The organism is Thiomicrospira microaerophila (genome assembly GCF_023278225.1).
Classification (GTDB): Bacteria; Pseudomonadota; Gammaproteobacteria; order Thiomicrospirales; family Thiomicrospiraceae; genus Thiomicrospira; species Thiomicrospira microaerophila_A.
The window spans coordinates 2,238,974-2,254,331 of the sequence record NZ_CP070959.1; the positions used below are offsets into that span (position 1 = coordinate 2,238,974).

Sequence of the window (15,358 nt, forward strand, 5' to 3'; positions counted from 1 at the left end):
GCCCGAAGGCGCTCTTTTGGGGAGGATAATTATGCCATCCCAGTTTTTTGCAAACGCTCACGAAGTTTCGTGATGGTTTGTATTTGGGCAACCGCTTCAGCCAATTCAACCTGCGCACGCGCAATGTCAACTTCACTTTTCGCGTTTTCCATAGCATCCTCAGCACGTTGTTTAGCTTCCGCTGCATGTGCTTCATCCAAGTCTTTTGAACGAACACAAGTATCAGCCAAAATCGTAACAACATGAGGTTGCACTTCAATCGTACCGCTATTAATGTAGTAAGAATCTTCTTCATCACCACTTTTAACACGGACTTCACCAGGTCTAAGCTGGCTCAAAAACTGGGTATGGAGAGGTAGAATACCCACCTCTCCATTGGCAGCCTGTGCGAAAAGCATATCCGCTTTTCCTGAGAAAATCTCACCTTCCGCACTTACGATATCTACTTGCATAGAGACTGCCATGACCTATTACCCCTTATATTTCTGAGATTTCTCGATGACCTCATCAATAGTTCCACAGAACATAAATGCCTGTTCAGGCACATCGTCCATTTCACCACTCAAAATCATTTTGAAACCACGAATGGTTTCAGCTAGAGGAACATAACGTCCATCTTCACCGGTAAACACTTTCGCAACGAAATAAGGCTGAGAGAAGAAACGTTGCATTTTACGTGCACGTGCAACTAATGCACGGTCTTCTTCTGAAAGTTCATCCATACCCAAAATAGCAATAATGTCTTTCAACTCTTTATAACGCTGTAAGGTTTGCTGAACACCGTTTGCAACATTGTAATGCTCTTGACCTACAACCAACGGATCTAGCTGACGTGAAGTCGAGTCCAATGGGTCAATCGCTGGATAAATACCAGTTTCAGCGATAGAACGGTTAAGTACAACAGTTGCATCCAAGTGAGCAAAAGTCGTTGCCGGAGACGGGTCAGTTAAGTCGTCAGCAGGAACATATACCGCTTGGATAGAAGTGATAGAACCAGTCTTAGTAGAGGTAATACGCTCTTGAACCTGACCCATCTCTTCTGCCAATGTTGGCTGATAACCTACCGCAGAAGGCATACGACCTAGCAAAGCTGATACTTCAGTACCAGCTAGGGTATAACGGTAAATGTTGTCAACGAAGAACAATACGTCACGGCCTTCATCACGGAAATATTCCGCCATGGTTAAACCGGTTAAAGCAACACGTAAACGGTTTCCTGGTGGCTCATTCATCTGACCATAAACCAAGGCAACCTTATCAAGTACGCCACCTTCGTTCATTTCATGATAGAAGTCGTTACCTTCACGTGTTCGCTCACCTACACCGGCAAATACCGAGTAGCCTGAGTGCTCGATCGCGATGTTACGGATCAATTCCATCATGTTTACGGTTTTACCTACACCGGCACCACCGAACAAACCGACTTTACCACCCTTAGCGAATGGGCAAATCAAATCGATTACTTTAACACCTGTCTCAAGCAACTCTTGAGACGCCGCTAAGTCTTCAAATCTTGGTGCTTTACGGTGAATTGGCATACGGGCTTCAGCTTCAACTGGGCCTGCATTGTCAATTTCATTACCTAAAACATCAAAAATACGTCCTAGTGTAGCCTTACCAACAGGAACAGAAATTGCTGCACCTGTATTAGATACTGTCATTCCACGCTTTAAACCGTCAGATGAACCCATCGCGATAGCACGAACTACGCCATCACCGATTTGCTGTTGAACCTCTAGGGTCAAACCATTATCATCAACAGTTAAAGCATCATGAACCTTCGGTAACGCAGCACCTTTAAACTCGACGTCGATTACCGGGCCGATAATTTGTACTATTTTTCCACTCATGATATTAAACCTTTTTTTGCAAATACAAACCTAGACTGCAGAAGCACCTGCAACAATCTCTGACAACTCTTGTGTAATCGCTGCCTGACGAGCTTTGTTGTAAGCAAGTTGTAGCTCTTTGATCATCTTGCCCGCATTATCAGACGCACTCTTCATTGCGACCATACGTGCTGATTGTTCACAGGCTACGTTTTCAACCACTGCACCAAACACAGTACTTTCAACATAACGAACCATTAGCGTATCTAATGCTTCTTTAGCATCTGGCTCATACAAATAGTCCCAATGGGTAGCAGTTTCATCCTGCTCTACCGTTAAAGGAACCAATTGTTCGATAGATGGATTCTGTGACATCGCGGATAAAAACTGATTTGATGCAACAAACACTGCATCAATATCGCCCGATTCGAAACGATCCAACATAACTTTAATCGTACCAACTAGATCACTGATATGCGGTGTATCACCTAAATCAGCTTTAGAAGCTACAACATTGCCGCCAAAATGCTTAAAGAAGGCTAGAGCTTTTTTACCGATTAAAGCCAACTCGACTTCAACATTTTGCTCTTTCCACGCTTTAAGTTGTCTTAGTGTTTTACGGAATAGGTTGGTATTTAAACCACCACATAAACCACGATCAGATGAAACCACCACTAAACCTACACGTTTAACTGGACGCTCAAGAGTAAACGGATGTTTATACTCATGATGTGCACCAGCAACGTGTGACATTACGCGTTTCACCTTTTCAACATAGGGGCGCGTCGCGCTCATACGAGCTTGTGCTTTACGCATTTTAGACGCGGCCACCATCTCCATGGCTTTGGTGATTTTTTGGGTATTTTTTACCGACGCAATTTGCGTCCGTATCTCTTTACTACCGCCTGCCATGGTCAATTCCTCTTAGTAAACGCCGGTTGATTTGAATGATTCAATGCCTGCTTTTACGCCAGCAATGATTTCATCATTCCAGTCACCCTTAACGTTGATTTTAGCCATTAGTTCAGCCTGTGAAGAGTTCATGTATGCATGAAGCGCTGCTTCAAAATCACCAATCTTCTCAACATCAACATCATCTAAGAAACCTTCGTTAGCGGCATACAGAGAAACAGCCATTTCAGCAATAGAAAGAGGCAAAAATTGTTTTTGCTTCATCAATTCTGTAACGCGCTTACCACGCTCTAATTGAGCTTTGGTTGCAGAGTCAAGATCAGATGCAAACTGTGCAAAAGCAGCCAATTCACGGTACTGAGCCAAGTCAAGACGAATACCGCCACCTAACTTTTTAATCGCTTTAGTTTGAGCAGCACCACCAACACGTGATACAGACAAACCAGCGTTAATCGCAGGACGGATACCTTTAGCAAATAAACCTGTTTCCAAGAAAATTTGACCATCAGTGATCGAAATTACGTTGGTAGGAACGAATGCTGATACGTCACCCGCTTGGGTTTCGATAATCGGTAATGCCGTTAATGAACCTGTTTTACCTTTAACTTCACCATTAGTAAAACGCTCTACATACTCTTCGCTAACACGAGAAGCACGCTCTAACAAACGTGAATGTAGATAGAATACGTCACCAGGGAAAGCTTCACGTCCTGGTGGACGGCGTAATAACAATGAAATTTGACGGTAAGCTTGTGCTTGTTTGGTCAAATCGTCATAAATAATTAACGCATCTTCACCACGGTCACGGAAGTACTCACCCATCGCACAACCTGCATAAGCAGCTAAAAACTGAAGTGCAGAAGGATCAGAAGCATTGGCTGCTACAACAATGGTGTTTTCCATTGCGCCATATTCTTCTAGTTTACGAACGATGTTGTTTACAGTTGAAGCCTTTTGACCCATTGCAACGTAAACACATTTAACACCGGTGTTTTTCTGGCTGATAACCGCATCGATTGCGATCGCAGTTTTACCAGTCTGACGGTCACCGATAATCAACTCACGCTGACCACGACCAACCGGAATCATTGAGTCAATTGACTTAATACCGGTCATCATAGGTTGATCAACTGACTTACGGTCGATTACGCCAGGCGCAATACGCTCGATAGGTGAAGTCAGCTTAGTATCAATCGGACCTTTGCCGTCGATTGGACGTCCAAGACCATCAACAACACGACCCATTAATTCTGGACCAACTGGAACTTCTAAAATACGACCAGTACAGGTTACTTTGTCGCCTTCAGAGATATGCTCATATTCGCCTAGAACAACCACACCTACAGAATCACGCTCAAGGTTAAGCGCCATACCAAAGGTTTGTTCGTCAAACTGAACCATCTCACCATACATCACATCTGACACGCCGTGGATAAGCGCAATACCGTCAGCGATACTAACAACGGTACCTTCACTGCCAGACTCTGCAGTCACTTCGAAACCGGCAATGCGGTTTTTGATTAAGTCACTGATTTCAGAGGGATTCAATTGCATGTGTCTTCCTCTCAATTAATTGGCTATTGCTGCACGAAGTTTTTGTAGTTGGGTATTGGCTGTATTATCAACAACCCAATCACCCACTTTTACACGAAGGCCACAGATCAATGATTGATCTACTTGATATTCAATATCGACTTCCGCATTAAACTTCGAATTTAAAGCAGCACTTAAATTACTTTTTTGCTCAACCGTAGGTTCCATAGCAGAAACTACATAGGCTTTTACACGCTTCTCTTCAGCGATTTTCAGTTGCTCAAATAATTGAGCTACTGAAGCTATCGCTGACAGGCGACCATTTTCAGCCATAGCTACTAATAGGTTTTTAGCTTCATTTGTTAAATCTGAACCCAGCACACCTGCGAAAACAGATAATTTGTTTTCGTTAGTAACACTTGGATTAGCAATTAATTTAGCCATGGTTGCATCCGCAGCCATTAAAGCCAAATTATTCAACAAATCAGACCATTGAGTAAGCTGATTTTTTTCCTTAGCGAAGTTAAAAGCAGCTTCTGCATAAGGTCGAGCGGTTGTGATTAATTCTGCCATCGCATTATCCTTAGATTTGTTTTACTAAGGTATCAAGCATCTCATTATGAGCCTTAGCATCAACTTCTTTGCTCAGGATTTTTTCAGCACCTGATACAACTAAAGCGGCGACTTCTTTACGAAGTTGCTCTCTAGCACGGCTAATTTCTTGCTCAATATCTGCTTGGGCGGCCGCTTTAATGCGCTCAGCTTCTTCAGCAGCTTTTACTTTCGCATCTTCTACGATTTCAGTGCTGCGTTTTTCAGCTTGACTTAGCACATTTTGCGCTTGAGCTTTTGCATCTTTTAACACGTCTTTTGCGCGTTGTTCTGCAAGCTCAAGTTCATGTTTGCCTTTTTCTGCTGCAGAAAGACCATCAGCAATACGCTTTTGACGATCTTCCATTAGCTTAGACATTGGCCCCCACAGCACCTTATTCACGAACCAGATTAATAACACAAAGGAAATAATCTGGATGATTAGGGTTGCATTTATACTCACGGTGGTTACCTCGTCATTCGTTGGTTAAAATTACAATTATCAGCGACTATTAAGCGCCGATAGCCGCTTGTAATGCACCTACGAATGGGTTAGCGAACAAGAACCACATTGCGAATGCCAAAATAATGAACGGGAAAGATTCCATAAGACCAGCGAAAATGAACATGTTAGTCATTAAAGCAGGACGCATTTCTGGTTGACGAGCAATACCTTCCAAAGTTTTAGAACAGATTAGACCCCAACCAATTGCAGAACCTAAACCTGCAGCTGCCAAAATTACACCTACACCAATCGCAGTTGCGGCGTAAATATCAGCAATCATAGTAGCAGTTACTTCCATTGACTTTCTCCTAAGTTTTTAAAGTTAAAGTTAAAAAAGCTTTTTACCAAAACGGTAGGTGCGCTTAAACCCTTTTTTCTAACGGGCATAAGCCCGTTAGTGTTTTCAAAATCTATCTACTTAATGACCTTCGTCATGCGCCATTGACAGATAAACAATGGTGAGCACCATAAAGATAAAGGCTTGCAGCGTGATAATCAAAATATGGAATATCGCCCATGCAAGATCCAATACGATTTGTAGAGGTGCCCAGAATAGAGCAGCGGCACCCACTGCTAAAGTTCCACCAATCAATGCGATTAGTAGGAATACAAGTTCACCGGCAAAAAGGTTACCGAATAAACGTAATGCAAGAGAAAGAGGCTTCGCTAATTCTTCAATAAAGGTCATCACAATGTTAACCGGTACAAAGAATTTACCGAATGGGTGGAACAAGAACATTTTCATGTAGCCACCAAAGCCTTTAAACTTAATATTATAGTAAACAACCAGTGCAAATACGACTAACGCTAAGGCAAGTGTAGTATTCAAATCCGTTGTAGGTACAATTTTCAGATAGGCATCTGGGTTATTGGTCACAATTGTGAACAAGTATGGGAACAGATCAACAGGAATCAAATCCATAAAGTTCATCAACCAAACCCATAAGAAGATGGTTAAAGCTAATGGAGCGATCAGTGGATTATGGAAGGGGAAAGAGTCTTTGACTGTTTTGTCAACGAACTCAAGAATTGATTCTATAAAGTTTTGTAAACCGCCTGGTACACCTGTTTCCAGTTGTCGTCCAACATACATGGCTACACCAATAATTAATGCACCCAGAAGCGCACTGACTACAATAGTATCTAGATGGAATGTCCAGAAACCACTTCCAACATAGTTGTTTTGTAAATGATGTTGAATATATTCAACACTTCCCAGATTTTCAGAACTCAAGAGCCTTCTCCTTAGTCAGTCAAACGGCGCTTACCTTGAAGATTGAACATTTGCCCTAGTGTCATCACTACAAACGTAATGACCACAGCCAAAGGATCAAGCTTCAAGAGCGCCAGCCCAATAACAAACAACACAGCCAAAAGCACAAAGCGAATGACTGCACTCATATATAAAACTAAAATACCACCCTGTGGATCAGCGGCGGCTTTACTATTTGCTTTTTTAAAGGTTAGAACCAACAATCCAATGTTGGCAAAACCAATCATCATGCCATAGAGAGCTGACAAAAACTGACCGTAAACTGCAAACCCTATTACAGCGATGAGTCCAAGTATGCCTTGAACAATAAACGGGCGCTTTAAGTTAGCCTGCATCCGTTTCCTTACGATTCTGTTCGGCTTTATCCATCTGCGACATCATGCGTTGAACTTTTTGTGTGCCGCCAATTATACCAAGCAAGCCACAAAGTAGCATAAAAATTGGTGTTGTCCCGGCTAGATAATCAATGAAGTAACCCACTATAAACCCTGAAATGATCATCGAGGCATACATCTGGCCTGAACCAATCATTAAAAAATTAAAGCTTTGCTTGGGTTTATCTTTTTTATTCGCGGTCATTGAGTTCTTTTAATTTGATATCGATTAATTAACTTTACTGCATAAAGCTTGCACATATTATCCTTTCGCACTCTTAAATGCTAGTCTGCTTTATGCTTTTAAATAAAAAACTTTCATGACCCGACTATCAATAGTTTCAACTTCACTCAGCACCACTATATCTAGTAGATTGCGACAGGATTAATTTTTTAAATCAGCTTTTAATTATGCATTAGCCTGTATTTATTAAATCAGCGGTTCGGTAACAGCTTTTTTAATATTCCGTCAAGCTCATCTAGATCCGTGTAACTAATTTCCAATCTACCGCGCCCTTTTGCACCCTGTGCAATTTTCACCTTCGCACCAAGCTGTTCAGAAAGCTGCGCCTGCAGTGCCTGCACATTCGGATCCACTGCTTTGGATTGATGCGTTGATTCTTCGGGCTGCGCTTGCCGCTTAACAGCTTCTTCCATTTGACGTACTGACCAGGCCTGGTCTATGGCTTTTTTTGCTAAGGAGAGCTGTTGATGTTCAGGCAAACTTAATAAGGCTCGCGCATGGCCCATAGTTAGCATCTCGTCCTGTAACCAATCCTGAATCAGTTCCGGTAGCTTTAGTAACCTCAATGTATTGGAAATAGCAACTCTTGATCTCCCAACAATATCGGCAACCGACTGCTGGTTTAAATCAAAGTCTTTGATTAAGCGGGCAAAGGCTTGCGCTTCTTCAAGTGGTCCTAAGTTTTCTCGCTGAATATTTTCTATGACCGCCATTGCCAGGTTTTGTTGATCATCAACCTCCCTGACAATCGCAGGCAAGGTTTCTAAACCCGCTAGTTTAGCCGCTCGCCAACGACGCTCTCCTGCTATCAATTCATAGCATTCACTTGCAACCCATTTAACGATAATCGGCTGGACTAAACCTTGAGATTTTATGGATTCGGCTAACTCTACCAGACTCGCTTCATCAAATTTTTGTCTGGGCTGATAACTGCCCTGCTGAATATGCGCTAAAGGTAATTTTTCAACCTTCCAATCATTGACTTGATTGTCGGCCTTTTGCTTACCACCAAGAAGCGCGTGAATGCCGCGACCGCCTAATCCTGAATGTTTTTTTGCCACATTCCCGTCCTTCTACTAAATTCTTAATTTTCTTACTATTTCATTGGCCAAGGCCAGATACGCCATCGCGCCGGTTGAACCTGCATCATAGTCCAGAATCGATTCACCATAACTGGGCGCTTCCGCCAAACGAATATTCCGCGGAATAATGGTTTGCAACACCTTCATACCAAAATGCGCCACCAACTCGTTAGAAACATCGTTCGCCAAGTTATTTCTTCGATCATGCATAGTACGCAATAAACCATCAATTTGCAGATTCGGATTTAAGCCCTGTTGAACCGTTTGTACGGTATCCATTAAGGCTGACAATCCCTCTAAAGCAAAGTATTCACACTGAACCGGAACCAGCACACCATCTGAAGCGGCCAAAGCATTCAGTGTCAGCATATTTAACGTTGGGGGACAATCAATTAGGATGACATCATAGTTTGATCGAATTGATTTTAAGGCTTTACGCAAGTGCTTTGGCCCTTTCTCATGCTCCAATAAAGCGACCTCTGCCCCGGTTAGGTCACCGTTTGCAGCAATCAAATCAAGATTAGGCTGTTCCAAATGCTGAATCACCTCGGCAGCCTTAGCCTCAAGCATTAATAGATCATAAGCTGATTGATTTAACTGATCCTTTTCCACCCCCAAGGCCACCGTACTGTTTCCTTGCGGGTCAAGGTCGATCACCAAGACTTTTTTTTCCAACCTTGCTAAACAGGCTGCCAAGTTAACGCTGGTGGTGGTTTTTCCAACCCCGCCCTTTTGATTAGCAATCGCCATGACTCTAGCCATTGTGCCTATCTCCTTGTTGGTACATGGCGACTAAATAACGTGCCGCATTCAAATCCGGCACGCTTAATGTATAGGTTTGTTCGACCACCAGGCCTGGTGGTAGCGCTTTCTTTTCCTCTTCTAGACTTTGCGACTTCATTGCCCACCAGCGCCCATTTGGTGCCAGCAAAGGCCGGGTCAGATTCACAAAATTGTCCAGCGCAGTAAACGCGCGTGAGATTACCGCCTCATATTGCTGAATATGGTCTTCAACCCGCTGGTGGTAAACCTGAACATTCTCCAAACCCAACTGAGCCTTTACTTGAACCAAAAAGCGTGTTTTTTTCTCATTGCTGTCTAACAGTGCAACCGGCATAGTGGGAAACATAATCGCCAAAGGAACCCCGGGTAAACCACCACCAGTACCGACATCTATCAAATTAGCAGGCGCGGCCTGCCCAATCACCGGAACCACCGCCAAACTGTCAAAAATATGCTTAACCAACATCTGCTCAGGATCACGAATCGCACTCAGGTTATAAACCTTATTCCACTTCTGCAGCAGCGCCAGATAATCGAGTAATTGCTGGCAGGCCTGGTCACTGAGCACCAAACCTAACTGGCTTGCACCTTGGCGGAGTGAATGTTCAAGCGTCACGCGCAACCTCTGCCATTTTTGCTTGCGCTGCTCGGTGCTTTTTCATAAAAATCGCTAATAGCGAAATCGCCGCAGGGGTAATTCCTGAAATACGAGAAGCCATCCCCAGGGTGGCCGGTCGATGCTGGCGCAACTTTTGTTTAACCTCATTCGACAAGCCAGAAATAATGTCTAAATCTAAGTCATCCGGTATAGGCGTAGTTTCTTCACGTTTGGCTTTTTCAATCTCGAGTAATTGACGTTCGATATAACCGGCGTACTTGGCCTCAATTTCAATCTGTTCAATCACAGCCGGATCACTGACGCCTTCACCAAATACAGCTAACTCAGACAAGGCACGATAGCTTACATTTGGGCGACGCAATAAATCAAACAGCTTATGCTCCTTACTCAAGGGCAACTGCATTAATTCTTCAGCTTGTTTGGCATCCTGATGTGCGGGATAAATCCAAATATCTTTCAAGCGTTGAACTTCTTGCTCCAAACATTCCAGCTTGGTTTCATAGGCGGCCCAACGCGAATCATCTACCAATCCAAAAGACCTTCCCAACTCCGTTAATCGCTGATCCGCATTGTCTTCGCGCAGTAACAAACGGTATTCGGCACGCGAAGTAAACATTCTGTAGGGCTCTTGAGTACCTAGAGTAATCAAGTCATCGACCAATACCCCCATATAAGCCTGATCACGCCTTGGATACCAGCTGTCTTTTTGCTGCGCCATTAACCCTGCATTTAAACCGGCTAACAAACCTTGCGCGGCCGCTTCTTCATAGCCAGTAGTGCCGTTGATTTGACCGGCAAAAAACAAACCTTTAAGGGCTTGCGTTTCTAAAGTCGGTTTTAAACCACGCGGATCAAAAAAGTCATACTCTATCGCATAGCCGGGGCGCATAATTCTTGCATTCTCCATGCCTTTCATCGACTGCACAATTTTGACCTGAGTTTCAAATGGCAAACTGGTTGAAATTCCATTGGGATAAAGTTCGTGCGTCGTCAATCCCTCTGGCTCGATAAAAACCTGATGTGAATTTTTATCCGCAAAGCGCATGACCTTATCTTCAATCGAAGGGCAATAACGTGGCCCAACACCTTCAATCACCCCAGCATACATCGGCGATTGATCAAGCGAGCCACGAATGGCTTCATGGGTTTGTTCATTAGTATGGGTAATATAACAAGGCAATTGGCGCGGATGCATCGTAGCTGAACCCATATAAGAGAACACAGGAGCCGGATCATCGCCTGGCTGAATCGCCATTTGTGAAAAATCAACCGTGCGCGCATCAATACGCGGTGGCGTACCGGTTTTTAAGCGCCCAACCGGTAGACTTAATTCGCGCAATTTGGCAGCCAATCGGTTGGCCGGCGCATCCCCAGCGCGACCGCCTTCATAGTTTTGTAAGCCAATATGGATACGGCCCGCCAAAAACGTGCCTGCAGTTAACACTACTTGGCGTGCATAAAAGTTAAGGTTCATTTTAGTGACCACACCCACTACCTGATCACCCTCAATCAAAATATCTTCAACCGGTTGTTGAAAGATCGTGAGATGAGATTGATTTTCGAGGGTCATACGAATGGCTTGCTTATAAAGCAAGCGATCCGCTTGAGCACGTGTAGCACGAACTGCCGGCCCCTTAGACGCATTCAAGGTACGAAACTGAATACCGGCTTGGTCGGTCGCCAAAGCCATTGCACCGCCCAAAGCATCCACCTCTTTAACCAGGTGCCCCTTGCCAATCCCGCCAATAGCAGGATTGCAGGACATGGCGCCTAAAGTATCAATATTGTGGGTCAATAGCAGGGTGTTTACCCCCATTCTTGCTGAAGCCAAAGCCGCTTCGGTTCCGGCATGTCCGCCACCAACGACAATCACATCAAAATGCGTTAACGCTTTATCCATATGCTTTTAAAATTCAATCATTTCAATTAAAACCGAATTTTACCACAAAGCGAAACCGCCCCAAGTGTAAGATAATAGGTTTAGACCTTATTACAGATGAAGTCAGGAATAAGCCATGTTTAGAATCACCTCTGTTATCCTTGTCAGCTTAACCCTGTTAGGCTGTAGCCATTTTGATACCCCGCGTAAATCCGAAATCCAACCGGGTCATAGCTTTGTACTGAATCAAGCCGTTGAAATCACACCTGGATCTACCCGTCGTTTTATTCAACAGGGGAAATTCACCACGCGTTCAGGGTTTGACCGACAACAACAGCACTGTCGAATAGAAGTCAGAACCCTAAGCGAACAAAGCCAAATTATCCAACCGGATCGCTTCGAAATCACCCGAGTCAGGTTTGATTCTGAACGGATTGCTGAAACCCGACCGGTTATGCTTGCCAGTAATATCCGATTGGGTATCGGCTTTAGTTTTGGTACGCAACTTGGCTTTAACAACGATGCACCACCCGAAACCATGGAGTTGATCGCGATGGATCTTTACTCTGAGCACCAACCGGACGTAATGCGATTAGTGTGCGCTGGCTCACTCAGCGACGGTCATCCAATTGACTATCCGCACAACCTCCGGCCAGGATTACACCAAATCAAACTGATTCTCGGTGAAATAGGTCAGCTTGAACTTTAACCGAAACATTCGATTAAAATTAAACGGGGCTAAAAAGCCCCTAAATTAAAGGAAACATCAATGATTGTATGTGGAATAGAACTTAGCGGCAATGACGCCATTATTTGTCTGCTTAAACAAGATGACGGCATCTTTTATCTTCCCGAATGTCGTAGTACGCGTATTCAATGTGCCAATCCGGATCGCGCAGAAGACCTACAGTATTTTCAGAAAACTTTTGTCAAATTGGCGGAGGATTACAAAATTGACCAGTTAGCGATTCGTGCACGACAAAAAAAAGGCAAATTTGCCGGCGGTGCGAACGGCTTTAAACTCGAAGCCGCTCTGCAAGTTGCGCCCAGTCTGAATGTTACTCTACTGGATGCCACACAACAAAAGGCCAATCTTAAAAATTATGCCCTGCCGATTGCATTCAGTGAAACCAAGCTCAAAAAATTTCAAGAACCGGCCTTTATGGTGGCCTTTGCCTATCTAGCCGGTCAGCATCAATGGTAAGACCATCAAGATTTTGCTTTGATTGAACGCCCCGGTTTTTCGTCCAAAGGTTTATCCGGCCAGCGATGCTTGGGGTAACGCCCTCTCATCTCTTTGGCCACTTCAAAATAGGAATGCCGCCAAAAATGAGCTAAATCGGCAGTAGTCTGAATCGGGCGGCGCGCCGGCGACAACAACTCAAAGGTTAACGCCACTTGACCCCAAGCCAAACGCGGTGAACTTAATTCACCAAACACCTCCTGCAACTGCAGCGATACCTTGGCGGTATTCGGCTGACTATAATCTATCGTGACTTTTTTATCACTCGGCGCGTGGTAAAACTGAGGGGCTTCTTGCGCCAAAACTTGCTGCTGCTCATAACTTAACAGGCTTTGCACCATCGCCAACATGTTCAGGCCCTGCAACCCCCTAACCGAAACCATGCCTGTTAAATAAGGCGCCAACCAGTCTTGGATATTTGCTGTTAACCAGGCCTGGTCAAAACTTGGCCAATCCGGTTGAAAGTTCGCTAACCAGCGCAAGCGTTTTAAATAATCCAACGCCACTTCGCTCCAAGGCAATAAATCCAACTGCTCGGCCAAAATCTTAAGCAAGGCGGCTTGAAATGCCTCAGATGAGATAGCGTCAGTCGGCTTTTCAGTTAAAACCAGCTTGCCTAAACAACGCTGCTCGGTCGCAACCAATTCACGTTTTTTACTGTCAAACCTCAAGCTGAGATCGGTTCGAATTTGATCTTTAAACACCGACTCTATCACCGACAACTCCAAGGTCGCGGCCAAAAAAATCTGCCCCTCTTGCCGCTGGCCATCCAACTCGGCAACCACCAACCAGGCCTGCTGCCCTAAAGGATCGGTGTCACGCAGCCACGCGCCCTTGCCATTACTTAATCGATAACGGGCCGCTTCACCCTTCCGCCGCTGCGCAATCCGATCTGGAAAGGCTAAAGCTAAACAGCCACCCAGCGTTTGCTGCAGCTTGCTTAAGCTCAATACAACCGGTTCGGCAAACCCCAATTGCCGGCGCCACGCTTCTGTGTTTTTTAATACCTGCTCAACCCGCGCCACCTTAATTGGCAGGTTGAGCCGTGCTTGCTTCGAGTTTTTCCGATAAGACTGTAGCGCCAACAGTCGCTGAATCAAATCAGCATCCGCTTCGCCTACCCATAAATCAGCCTCATTTAGAATGGCCGCCAAATCCAATGCCAGCATTTGTTGCTCATCGGATTGATGCTGAGCGGCCAAGAGCATCTTTGCCAAGCGAGGGCTCATACCCAAATCCTGCGAGGCCAATCCAAGCTCGGATAATTGATGATTAGGCAACAACAACCCCAATTGCTGTAAAAGGCTGCTAGCCGCCGCATAATGGGCTGGTGGTGGCTGCGTTAACCAGTTTAATTCATTCGGTGTTTTAACCCCCCATAAAGCCAACTCCATACATAAGCCTGACAAATCGGTTGCACTATCTCTTCAAGATCAAACTCAGCCATTTGATCTTGCTGGCTTTCTGACCATAAACGATAACACACGCCTGGCATTAAACGCCCGGCGCGACCCTTACGTTGTTCCGCTGAAGCTTTAGAAATTCGCTGGAGCACCAATCGAGTCATGCCACTCGACACATCGTACACCGCTTTACGCACCCAACCGGAATCCACCACCGCACCAATGCCTTCAAGCGTCAAGCTAGTTTCAGCAATATTCGTCGTTAAAATAACTTTACGCCTGCCGCCTAGATCAGGCACCAGCGCGATTTCTTGCTGCTCCGCAGAAAGCTGAGCGTATAAAGGACAAATGGCCAGGCCTGGTTCCAAGTTTGATTGCAAAACCTCTTGCAACCGCTTGATTTCAGACTGTCCGGGTAAAAACACCAACACATCCTGTTCCGAAGTTTTCAAGGCCTGATAAATCAATGGCTTTAACCTAACTAACCAATCACGGGGATGACCAGATTTAATCGGTTGCGGCAAATAATAGGTTTCGACCGGGTAAGTTCGACCCTCGGATTTAATTACACTGGCTTGATTTAAAAAACAACTAACCTGCTCACTATCCATCGTCGCCGACATCACCAATATTTTCAAATCTGGACGCAAAGCTGATTGCACATCTAAACACAGGGTTAATGCTAAATCGGCATGAATTGAACGCTCATGAAACTCATCAAAAATCACCAAGGCCACATCGGATAATTCAGGATCTGCCTGCAACCGACGCGTCAGAATGCCCTCGGTAACAATCTCCAAACGAGTTTTAGCTGAAACCCGACATTCGTTACGAATCTGATAACCGATCGTCTGCCCCACCTGCTCTCCTAGCTGATGGGCAAGATAACGGGCGATCGACCTTACTGCCAAACGCCTCGGTTCCAGCATAATCACTTTCTTGCCCGTTAAAAATTCTGCATTTAATAATGCTAAAGGCACCGCCGTGGACTTACCCGCTCCAGGCTCAGCCTGCAGTACCAGGCCTGGTTGTTGCGACAAAACCTTTAGAATTTCGGGTAACAGTGGGGTAATCGGTAGTTCCATTCC

At 44.8% G+C, this 15,358-nt stretch carries 18 protein-coding genes; 2 read left to right on the forward strand and 16 right to left on the reverse strand.

Annotated features, from left to right (window positions below):
• Positions 1–29: 29 nt before the first annotated feature.
• The 14 genes from JX580_RS10900 to mnmG form a co-directional block, all read right to left on the reverse strand.
• A complete protein-coding gene (locus tag JX580_RS10900; protein WP_248850566.1) occupies positions 30–464 on the reverse strand; it encodes a F0F1 ATP synthase subunit epsilon in 435 nt (144 codons plus the stop codon).
• Between the two features lie 6 nt (positions 465–470).
• Positions 471–1,853, reverse strand: coding sequence for a F0F1 ATP synthase subunit beta (atpD, locus tag JX580_RS10905; RefSeq protein WP_248851926.1), 1,383 nt, complete (start codon positions 1,851–1,853; stop codon positions 471–473).
• Between the two features lie 27 nt (positions 1,854–1,880).
• Positions 1,881–2,741 (reverse strand): F0F1 ATP synthase subunit gamma, encoded by an 861-nt coding sequence (gene atpG, locus JX580_RS10910; protein WP_248850567.1) that lies wholly within the window; start codon positions 2,739–2,741, stop codon positions 1,881–1,883.
• A 12-nt stretch (positions 2,742–2,753) separates the two neighbouring features.
• Positions 2,754–4,295 (reverse strand): F0F1 ATP synthase subunit alpha, encoded by a 1,542-nt coding sequence (gene atpA / locus JX580_RS10915; RefSeq protein WP_248850568.1) that lies wholly within the window; start codon positions 4,293–4,295, stop codon positions 2,754–2,756.
• Between the two features lie 15 nt (positions 4,296–4,310).
• On the reverse strand, positions 4,311–4,847 hold the full coding sequence (locus JX580_RS10920; RefSeq protein ID WP_248850569.1) for a F0F1 ATP synthase subunit delta: 537 nt from the start codon (positions 4,845–4,847) through the stop codon (positions 4,311–4,313).
• 10 nt (positions 4,848–4,857) lie between these two features.
• On the reverse strand, positions 4,858–5,328 hold the full coding sequence (locus JX580_RS10925) for a F0F1 ATP synthase subunit B (RefSeq protein ID WP_248850570.1): 471 nt from the start codon (positions 5,326–5,328) through the stop codon (positions 4,858–4,860).
• Positions 5,329–5,377: 49 nt separating this feature from the next.
• Positions 5,378–5,668, reverse strand: coding sequence for a F0F1 ATP synthase subunit C (gene atpE / locus JX580_RS10930; RefSeq protein WP_248850571.1), 291 nt, complete (start codon positions 5,666–5,668; stop codon positions 5,378–5,380).
• 120 nt (positions 5,669–5,788) lie between these two features.
• Positions 5,789–6,604: a F0F1 ATP synthase subunit A gene (gene atpB, locus JX580_RS10935; protein WP_248850572.1), complete on the reverse strand. Its 816-nt coding sequence runs from the start codon at positions 6,602–6,604 to the stop codon at positions 5,789–5,791.
• An 11-nt stretch (positions 6,605–6,615) separates the two neighbouring features.
• Positions 6,616–6,978: an ATP synthase subunit I gene (locus JX580_RS10940; protein ID WP_248850573.1), complete on the reverse strand. Its 363-nt coding sequence runs from the start codon at positions 6,976–6,978 to the stop codon at positions 6,616–6,618.
• On the reverse strand, positions 6,968–7,222 hold the full coding sequence (locus JX580_RS10945) for an AtpZ/AtpI family protein (RefSeq protein WP_248850574.1): 255 nt from the start codon (positions 7,220–7,222) through the stop codon (positions 6,968–6,970). Before JX580_RS10945 ends, JX580_RS10940 begins: the two co-directional genes overlap by 11 nt.
• Positions 7,223–7,452: 230 nt before the next feature.
• Positions 7,453–8,322 carry a ParB/RepB/Spo0J family partition protein gene (locus JX580_RS10950; protein WP_248850575.1) on the reverse strand — a complete coding sequence of 290 codons (870 nt, stop codon included), beginning with the start codon at positions 8,320–8,322 and terminating at the stop codon, positions 7,453–7,455.
• 15 nt (positions 8,323–8,337) lie between these two features.
• Positions 8,338–9,105 carry a ParA family protein gene (locus JX580_RS10955; protein WP_248850576.1) on the reverse strand — a complete coding sequence of 256 codons (768 nt, stop codon included), beginning with the start codon at positions 9,103–9,105 and terminating at the stop codon, positions 8,338–8,340.
• Positions 9,098–9,742 (reverse strand): 16S rRNA (guanine(527)-N(7))-methyltransferase RsmG, encoded by a 645-nt coding sequence (rsmG, locus tag JX580_RS10960; protein ID WP_248850577.1) that lies wholly within the window; start codon positions 9,740–9,742, stop codon positions 9,098–9,100. The genes JX580_RS10955 and rsmG overlap by 8 nt, the downstream gene beginning before the upstream one ends.
• Positions 9,732–11,645: a tRNA uridine-5-carboxymethylaminomethyl(34) synthesis enzyme MnmG gene (gene mnmG / locus JX580_RS10965; protein WP_248850578.1), complete on the reverse strand. Its 1,914-nt coding sequence runs from the start codon at positions 11,643–11,645 to the stop codon at positions 9,732–9,734. The genes rsmG and mnmG overlap by 11 nt, the downstream gene beginning before the upstream one ends.
• A 115-nt stretch (positions 11,646–11,760) precedes the next feature.
• On the opposite strand from mnmG, the gene JX580_RS10970 reads away from it, so the two are divergent.
• Complete coding sequence (locus JX580_RS10970; protein ID WP_248850579.1) at positions 11,761–12,333, forward strand: hypothetical protein; 573 nt, start codon at positions 11,761–11,763, stop codon at positions 12,331–12,333.
• A gap of 60 nt (positions 12,334–12,393) precedes the next feature.
• Positions 12,394–12,828, forward strand: a complete 435-nt coding sequence (locus JX580_RS10975) for a DUF3010 family protein (protein ID WP_248850580.1) — start codon at positions 12,394–12,396, stop codon at positions 12,826–12,828.
• Between the two features lie 5 nt (positions 12,829–12,833).
• Here the strand turns inward: JX580_RS10975 and JX580_RS10980 are convergent, their stop codons facing one another.
• A complete protein-coding gene (locus tag JX580_RS10980) occupies positions 12,834–14,261 on the reverse strand; it encodes an ATP-dependent helicase C-terminal domain-containing protein (protein WP_248850581.1) in 1,428 nt (475 codons plus the stop codon).
• Positions 14,219–15,355, reverse strand: coding sequence for a DEAD/DEAH box helicase (locus JX580_RS10985; RefSeq protein WP_248850582.1), 1,137 nt, complete (start codon positions 15,353–15,355; stop codon positions 14,219–14,221). Before JX580_RS10985 ends, JX580_RS10980 begins: the two co-directional genes overlap by 43 nt.
• Between the last annotated feature and the right edge of the window lie 3 nt (positions 15,356–15,358).